The sequence below is a fragment of the Halolamina salina genome, assembly GCF_042678005.1.
In the GTDB taxonomy this organism is placed as follows: domain Archaea; phylum Halobacteriota; class Halobacteria; order Halobacteriales; family Haloferacaceae; genus Halolamina; species Halolamina salina.
The window spans coordinates 1-6,915 of sequence record NZ_JBHUDH010000212.1; the positions used below are offsets into that span (position 1 = coordinate 1).

Consider the following 6,915-nt stretch of genomic DNA (forward strand, 5'->3'; position numbering starts at 1 on the left):
CTCCCGCCGCCGGCGCCGACGGTCGTCACGTCGACCATCGGCACCCGGATCGGGTAGCCGTCGATCTCGTTGTCGGTGGTGCGCTCGACGCTGCCGTCGCGGACGAGGCTCACGTCGCTCGACGTGCCGCCCATGTCGAACGTGACGAACCCCTCGAAGTCGTTCTCCTCACCGGTCGAGGCGGTGCTGCTGGCGCCGACGACGCCCGCCGCGGGGCCGGAGAGCACCGTCTGGACGGCGTGGCGCCGGATCTCGCTCGCCTCGGCGATCCCGCCGTTGGACTGCATGATCCGCGGCTGGGGCAGGCCGAGGTCGGCCGCGCGCTCCTCCAGTCGGCCGATGTAGGAGTCGATCGCCGGCGTGACGTAGGCGTCGACGGCCGCCGTCGACGTGCGCTCGTACTCGCGGAACTCGTTGAGCACCTCGTGGGACGCCGACACCGAGGCGTCGAGTTCTTCCCGGAGCCGTTCGGCGACCGCCTGCTCGTTGCTCGGGTCGACGTAGGCGTGCAGGAACGAGACGACGACGCTCTCGACCTCCCGCTTTCGGAGCCGCTCGATCAGGTCGTCGATGGCCTCGGGATCGGGCCTCGTCCGGACGCCGTCGGTCGTCGTCCGCTCCGGGATTTCGAACCGGTTCCGGCGCTGCACCAGCGGCGTGGGTTTCTCCGCGTCGAGGTCGTAGAGGTCCGGCCGGGTCTGCCGGCCGATTTCGAGTACGTCGCGGAACCCCTCGGTCGTCACCAGCGCGGTCTCGGCGCCGTCGCCCTCGAGGAGGGCGTTGGTCGACACCGTCATCGCGTGGGAGAACTCGGTGATCTCCGAGGGGTCGATCCCGGCCTGTTCGCAGGCCTGCTCGATCCCGCGGACGACGCCCTCGCTCTGGTCGGCCGTCGACGGCACTTTCGTCGTCGTGAGCGTGCCGTCCGCGACGAGCACCACGTCGGTGAACGTGCCGCCCACGTCGACGCCGACGGCCGCCGTCACGATCCTGCCTCCCGCCGGCTACCGGGTCGTCCGTTGGCGTCGGCCGGCGACAGACGGTCGGCTCGTGTACCGTTCGTCATTGATACTCTCTACCAATGATCCGGCCCGGAAAAGGGTGATTAAGAGGTCCACGTACGGCGTATGCAGCCGTGTGAACTTACACCTCGGAGATAAGGACTTTTGAGACACCTTCCGAGACCTCGACCTCGAAGTCGAGCTTCTCGGTGCTCCGCTGGATGAAGCGGGTCATGAACCACTTCACCTTCTCGGTCGGGAAGACGACGTGGTAGGTGCCGTCGTCGGCCTTCCGGGCGGTCAGGAACCCGCAGAAGGAGAGCCAGTCGAGGATGTCCGCGAGGCTGCTGAACCGGGTCCGGTACTCGTCGGCGTGGAACTCGGCGACCCGGTCGATCACCTCCTGGAACTCCGGGCTTGGCTCGCCGTTCTCCAGTTCGACGTTGTCGAGCAGCCCGTGGAGGAAATCGATGTCCAGCAGGACGTGCTCGCCGCCGGAGAGCATCCTGTGGTACTGCTCCAGATCCACGTCGGTCTCGGAGTTCGCCACCTGGAAGTTCGCCGCGTAGAAGATGATCGCGCGCCGGACCGTCTCGCTCTGACCCTCCCCGGTCAGTTCGACGAGTTCGTCGAGGGCCTCCCGCGACTGCTCGTCGAGGGAGACGGTGAGTCTATCTCCAGCCATACGGCACCGTAACGCGGCCCACGGGAAATACGCGCTGGTGGGCCGTCGGGAGCTACGACGCCGCGCCGTCGGTCACCTCGGGGCTGGACCGGAACGAACCGGCTTCAGTGTCGTACCGCGATGGGGGTCAATCGACCGCGGTTTCCCAGCGTCTGGGATTCCGCCGAAGTCGCCTTTCGGTGGAGCACCAATCCGGGGTATGGATCGCCGACAGGTACTGAAGGCTGCTGGGTTCGCCGCGACCGCAGGACTGACCGGGCTCGCCGGCTGTAGCGCGCCGTCGGACGAGACGGACACGCCCTCGGGCGACGGGACGGACACGTCGAGTGGGGGCGGGTCGGGCGGCGGCACCACGACCGTCGAGATGGTCACCAGCGACGACGGGAGCTACTACTTCGACCCGATCGGGCTGTTCGTCGAGGCCGGCACGACCGTCACGTTCGAGAACGCCAGCGGGAACCACTCCGCGACGGCGTACGCCGAGTCGAACGACGCCGCCGAACGCATCCCGGAGGGGGCGACGGCGTTCGACAGCGGGATTCTCAGCGAGCAGGGCGCGACGTTCGAGCACACGTTCGAGACGACCGGGACGTACGACTACTTCTGTCTCCCGCACAAGAGCCTCGGCATGGTCGGCCGCGTCGTCGTCGGCGAGGCGGGCGGCCCCGCCGAGGGGAGCATGCCGCCGGACGGCGACGTCCCCGAGAGCGGGACGATCGTCGATCAGGGGTCGGTGAGCTACGACGAGTTCTCGGGCTGACGCCCCGTCGCCGTTCCGCGTTTCTCGCCGTTCGCGCCGTGTCGATTAGCTCTCCTTGTCGTGCCGGGACCGGGCAGCATTTCCGGCACAGTCCCCGATTTCTGGTGATGGTTCGCCTGGCTCCAGAGGACGTGTCGTCGCTGGAGGCAGTCCTCGAGGCGCTGGACGACGGCGACTGCCGGACGATCCTGCGTGAGACGGCCGAGCCCACGACCGCGACCGAGCTGGCCGACAGCTGTGGGATCCCCAGGTCGACGCTGTACCGGAAGCTCGAACTCCTCACCGACGCCTCGCTCGTCCGGGAACGCGAGACGATCAACCCCGGCGGGGGCCGGACCACGCGGTACGAGCGCGACTTCGACGACGTGACCATCGCCCTCGGCGAGGACGACGAGTTCTCCGTCACGGTCGAGCGACCCGCCCGGGACGCCGACGACCGGCTCGCGGATATCTGGTCGAAGATGGGTGAGGGGCTGTAAACGGCGGTCGTCCGCTCCTCGCTCTGCCTCGAACGGGAGTGAACGCGCCAGCCCGAAGGGTTTTGTACTGACGGCACAATACTGTACACGAATGACGCTCCCTATCGATCCGAGCCAGATCGACCCCGACGACATCGGCGAAGCGCAGACGACACTCGAGATGGACCACGACGAGGCGGTCGAACACGTCCGCGAGGTATTCACCGACGCCGGGTTCGGGATCCCGGTGGAGTTCTCGCCCTCGGCGATGCTCAACGAGAAGATCGACGCCGGCCGCGACCCCTACTACGTGCTCGGCGCCTGCAACCCCGAGATGGCCGACCGCGCGCTCGACGCCACCGACAACGAACTCGGCGCGCTGATGCCGTGTAACGTCGTCGTCTGGGAGGAGGAACCCGGAAAACAGCGCGTCTACCACGTCTCGATCATGCGCATCGCGCGACTGCTCGGCATGGCGCCGGACGACGAGGAGATGGCCGACATCGTCGCCGACACCGGCGAACTCGTGGACGAGGCGTTCGAGAACCTCTAAGTTCGACCTTTTGCTGCGGGGCTCGGAGCGCCCTTGCAAACGCTCGACCATCACCAGAAGCCTCCTCGCTCCCGTCGTCTGCGGGCGACCCACGCGTCGCCCGTATGGCCTGAGAGACGGCTCCGCCGACTGACGCGGATCCTGGGATCGACCCCCTCGACTCTTCTTCAGCGATCGACCACGCGAACCACTTCCTGCTCGAACCCCGCATCGTCGCCCTCCCACCGCCACGACCCGAGGTACGGGTAGCCGTCGAACGCACAGATCGCGTAGGAGTAGCCCGACCACGCCGCCCGATCGGCGTCGGTCTCGCTGGGCTCGGTCGGCCCGGCGGGGTGGGTGTGGTAGAACCCGACGACCTCCAGCCCGGCCTCTTCGATCGCCTCGATGACTTCGAGCTGTTCCTCGGGGTCGATGTAGTACCGGATCTCGGGCGTGTCGGCGACGTTCTCCGTCGGGTAGGCCTCGACGACGGTGCTCTCATCCTCGCCGTACTCGCCGGCGAGGACGCCACAGACCTCCTCGGGAGCACCGTCGTAGCCGGCGTAGACGACGTCGTCGTACGCCTCGCGTGCGAACTCGATCACGGTCGCGTTTCCGCGGGCGGGAAGAAAACCCCGGCGCCACTGGCGACGCACTCTCCGTCGAACCGCGTGCGCGTGATCCCCCCGCCAGCGGCGGCCGGTAGAACGGACCCGTTTTCCGCGTCAGTCGTCGCCGTCGAGGTACTCTTCCCAGAGCGGGATGTCGGCGTACTTGTCACCGCGATCGCAGAGCGGGATCACCACCACGTCCTCGGCGTCGAGTCCTTCCTCCTCGTGGAGTTGGTGGACCGCCTGCACGCCCGCACCGCTTGAGGTGCCGACGACGAACTGGCCGTCGACGCGCAGGTGCTCGCGGACGGTTTCCTCGTCGTGCTGGCCCGTGTCTCGGATCGGAATTTCGCGGTCTTGGAACCGATCACGGAGCTCGCGGGCGCGCTCGTAGGCTGCCTCGGTGTCGACGTACAGCTTGTCGTCGAGCACCGACTCGTCGTACGTCTCGGGGTGGTACTGGTCGCCCGAACGGAGGTACTTCAGCCCGTCAATCGCGTGCAGCGGGTTCGCGGGCTCGAAGCCGACCACTTCCACGTCGCCGCAGTCGTGGAGCCCGCGGCCGGTGCCGGTGACGGTGCCGCCGGTGCCGACGCCGGCGACGAAGTGGGTCACCTCGCCGTCGGTCGCCTCGTCGATCTCGGGCGCGGTCGTCCGCTCGTGGGCGCCGGGGTTGTCGGGGTTCTCGTACTGGTTCGGGCGGTAGTACCGCTCCGGGTGCTCGTCGATCAGTTCTTCGCAGCGTTCGATCACCGCGTCGTAGCCCAGATCGGCGTCGACGAAGTGGATCTCCGCGTCGGCGTCCCGGATGGCGTCGACCTTCCCGCTGCTGGCGTCGTCGGGGACGACGATCTCCACGTCGTACCCCCGCGCGGTCGCGACGCGGGCGAGCTCGCTGCCGGTGTTGCCGCTGGAGGGCTCGATGACGGTGCGGTCGCCGTCGAGGTCGCCGCGTGCCTCGGCGCCGTCGAGCATCTCGCGGGCGATGCGGGACTTCACCGATCCCCCGCCGTAGTCGGCGGTGTAAAGATTGAACCACTCGGCTTTGCCGTAGACGGTCGCCGGCACGTCGACAGCGAGCTCCACCAGCGGCGTCTCGCCGATAGTGGACTCGTCGACGGTGGTCTCGGCCATACGTGGAGTAGGCGACGGAGCGGTGAAGGCTCTGACGCAAGCGATGTCAGTTACGTTACCTCACGGCGCGTGGCCCGCCGTCCGTTCCGCCACCCGGTCCCGGGATCGACGCCCGATGGTGCCGCTCCGAGGTAAGGGAGAGGACTGCGGGCGGCGAAACCGGTATATCCCGCTGTGTCGTGGTTTCGATCATGAGTCACGCAGACTGGGAGGCCGTCGTCGACTCCCCCGAAGAGCTCGACGACGAGACCGCGGAATCGCTCCTGTCGGAGGCGGCGACGGTGCAGGACATGACAGGCGAGGTGTGTCCGTACCCGCAGATCGAGGCCAAGAAGGCGATCCAGAGCCTCGAGGGGGGTGAGCTGCTCGTCCAAGAGACCGATCACGTCCCGAGCACCGAGAACGTGCCCAAGTCCGTCGATGACCAGACGGAGGCGCAGGTCTGGCGCAGTGGCGACGGGCTCAACCGCATCTTCCTCAGGAAAGCGTAATGGTCGACGAAATCACCCCCGAGGAGGTCAACGAGAAGCTCGGCGAGGACGGCGTGCAGGTGATCGACATCCGCCCGCCCGCGGCGTTCGAGCAGGGGCACATCCCGGGCGCGATCAACATCCCGATGTCGGAGCTTCCCGCCCGCGTCGACGACGTGGAGTGGGGCGACGACGTGATCGTCGCCTGTCCGATCGGCCAGTCGTCGGTGCAGGCCGCCCGGCTGATCGACTCCTTCGAGGGCATCGAGGCCGACGACGAGGTCCGGAGCATGGCCGGCGGCTATCAGGACTGGGAGTACGAGCTCGAGACCGGCGAGAACTGATGGGAGCACGCGCCGCGAGCAGTCACCGTTTCTGTCGCTCGGACTGAATCTCCGAGAACGATCGTGAACCGCTACCTCTTTTACCCACGTCGTCGACGCCCCCGACAGAGGCGTCGATGTACCGCCGGCTCTCGGTTCGTCCGGTGTTCGATCCGACCTCGCCGCCGGCCGCGCGGCGGGCCCGATAGCTGCAGCACTCGGGTTCGCTTCGCTACCACGCCGGTAGCCGCACTCCTTCGATCGAACACGCCAGATGCCGAACGCCACCGAGCCCGCGGCACACCGCCCGGGCTCACACGACGCCGAACCGCTCGCCGACCGTCAGTCGCATCGCTCCCGTCCGCCGGGACGCGAACCGAACGCTCCACGCAGTCTGCGCGGTCCCCACGGGGGTGATCGCCGATGATCCTGCCCGACATCGGGCGGGACCACCCGCTGCGGGCCAACCGCGACTTCCGGCGGTTCGTCGCCGGGCAGTTCGTCACGAACGCCGGGGACAGCCTCTACACCGTCGCGGTGCTATGGCTCGTCTTCGAGCTCTCCGGCTCGACGACGCTGGTCGGCGTCGCGAACGCCGTCCTGCTGCTGCCGTGGCTGCTGCAGGCGGTCGCCGGCCCGATCGTCGATCGCTTCCCGGTGAAGCCGCTGCTCGTCGGCTCCCAGATCGTGCAGGGGGTCGTCGTCCTCGTCTTCCCGCTGGCGGCCGCCGCAGGCCGGCTCGACGTCGACCTCCTGCTCGCCGTCGTGCCGATCCTGATGCTCGCGACGCTGGTGATGGGACCGATCGAGGCGACGCTGGTCCCGCGGATCGTCGCCGACGACCGGCTGCCGCAGGCCAACTCCGCGCTCGCGACGGTGACGCTCGGGCTGGACATGCTGTTCGACGCCGTCGGCGGTGGGCTGATCGCGCTCGTCGG

The 6,915-nt window shown here is 68.2% G+C and carries 10 protein-coding genes; 6 read left to right on the plus strand and 4 right to left on the minus strand.

The genetic code is table 11. From position 1 onward, the window contains the following. Together ACFR9S_RS14625 and ACFR9S_RS14630 are read right to left on the minus strand one after the other, a co-directional pair. Positions 1-986 (minus strand): hydantoinase/oxoprolinase N-terminal domain-containing protein (locus ACFR9S_RS14625; RefSeq protein ID WP_379818954.1); only part of this gene is annotated, 986 nt, incomplete at its 3' end. A 157-nt stretch (positions 987-1,143) separates the two neighbouring features. Beyond that, positions 1,144-1,686 (minus strand): ribbon-helix-helix protein, CopG family, encoded by a 543-nt coding sequence (locus ACFR9S_RS14630; RefSeq protein WP_379731442.1) that lies wholly within the window; start codon positions 1,684-1,686, stop codon positions 1,144-1,146. Between the two features lie 199 nt (positions 1,687-1,885). Between ACFR9S_RS14630 and ACFR9S_RS14635 the strand changes: the two genes are divergently transcribed. The 3 genes from ACFR9S_RS14635 to ACFR9S_RS14645 all read left to right on the plus strand — a co-directional run bounded on the left by ACFR9S_RS14635 (position 1,886) and on the right by ACFR9S_RS14645 (position 3,457). Further along, positions 1,886-2,446, plus strand: a complete 561-nt coding sequence (locus ACFR9S_RS14635) for a plastocyanin/azurin family copper-binding protein (RefSeq protein ID WP_379731443.1) — start codon at positions 1,886-1,888, stop codon at positions 2,444-2,446. A 107-nt stretch (positions 2,447-2,553) separates the two neighbouring features. After that, positions 2,554-2,925: a helix-turn-helix domain-containing protein gene (locus ACFR9S_RS14640; RefSeq protein ID WP_379731444.1), complete on the plus strand. Its 372-nt coding sequence runs from the start codon at positions 2,554-2,556 to the stop codon at positions 2,923-2,925. Positions 2,926-3,016: 91 nt separating this feature from the next. Next, positions 3,017-3,457, plus strand: coding sequence for a DUF302 domain-containing protein (locus tag ACFR9S_RS14645; protein ID WP_379731445.1), 441 nt, complete (start codon positions 3,017-3,019; stop codon positions 3,455-3,457). Between the two features lie 167 nt (positions 3,458-3,624). Here ACFR9S_RS14645 and ACFR9S_RS14650 read toward each other — a convergent pair whose 3' ends face one another. Together ACFR9S_RS14650 and ACFR9S_RS14655 are read right to left on the minus strand one after the other, a co-directional pair. Next, a complete protein-coding gene (locus ACFR9S_RS14650) occupies positions 3,625-4,044 on the minus strand; it encodes a desampylase (protein ID WP_379731446.1) in 420 nt (139 codons plus the stop codon). Between the two features lie 120 nt (positions 4,045-4,164). Further along, positions 4,165-5,184, minus strand: a complete 1,020-nt coding sequence (locus tag ACFR9S_RS14655) for a PLP-dependent cysteine synthase family protein (protein ID WP_379731447.1) — start codon at positions 5,182-5,184, stop codon at positions 4,165-4,167. Positions 5,185-5,375: 191 nt separating this feature from the next. On the opposite strand from ACFR9S_RS14655, the gene ACFR9S_RS14660 reads away from it, so the two are divergent. From ACFR9S_RS14660 to ACFR9S_RS14670, 3 genes are all read left to right on the plus strand, one after another. Beyond that, positions 5,376-5,675: a sulfurtransferase TusA family protein gene (locus ACFR9S_RS14660; protein ID WP_379731448.1), complete on the plus strand. Its 300-nt coding sequence runs from the start codon at positions 5,376-5,378 to the stop codon at positions 5,673-5,675. After that, on the plus strand, positions 5,675-5,998 hold the full coding sequence (locus ACFR9S_RS14665) for a rhodanese-like domain-containing protein (protein ID WP_379731449.1): 324 nt from the start codon (positions 5,675-5,677) through the stop codon (positions 5,996-5,998). The genes ACFR9S_RS14660 and ACFR9S_RS14665 overlap by 1 nt, the downstream gene beginning before the upstream one ends. A 402-nt stretch (positions 5,999-6,400) precedes the next feature. Beyond that, the coding region (locus tag ACFR9S_RS14670; protein ID WP_379818955.1) for an MFS transporter at positions 6,401-6,915 on the plus strand (515 nt) is incomplete at its 3' end.

Coding starts and splice junctions, on each gene's coding strand:
- ACFR9S_RS14630 (WP_379731442.1), bottom strand. CDS start 1,686: ATGGCTGGAGATAGACTCACCGTCTCCCTCGACGAGCAGTCGCGGGAG.
- ACFR9S_RS14635 (WP_379731443.1), top strand. CDS start 1,886: ATGGATCGCCGACAGGTACTGAAGGCTGCTGGGTTCGCCGCGACCGCA.
- ACFR9S_RS14640 (WP_379731444.1), top strand. CDS start 2,554: ATGGTTCGCCTGGCTCCAGAGGACGTGTCGTCGCTGGAGGCAGTCCTC.
- ACFR9S_RS14645 (WP_379731445.1), top strand. CDS start 3,017: ATGACGCTCCCTATCGATCCGAGCCAGATCGACCCCGACGACATCGGC.
- ACFR9S_RS14655 (WP_379731447.1), bottom strand. CDS start 5,184: ATGGCCGAGACCACCGTCGACGAGTCCACTATCGGCGAGACGCCGCTG.
- ACFR9S_RS14660 (WP_379731448.1), top strand. CDS start 5,376: ATGAGTCACGCAGACTGGGAGGCCGTCGTCGACTCCCCCGAAGAGCTC.
- ACFR9S_RS14665 (WP_379731449.1), top strand. CDS start 5,675: ATGGTCGACGAAATCACCCCCGAGGAGGTCAACGAGAAGCTCGGCGAG.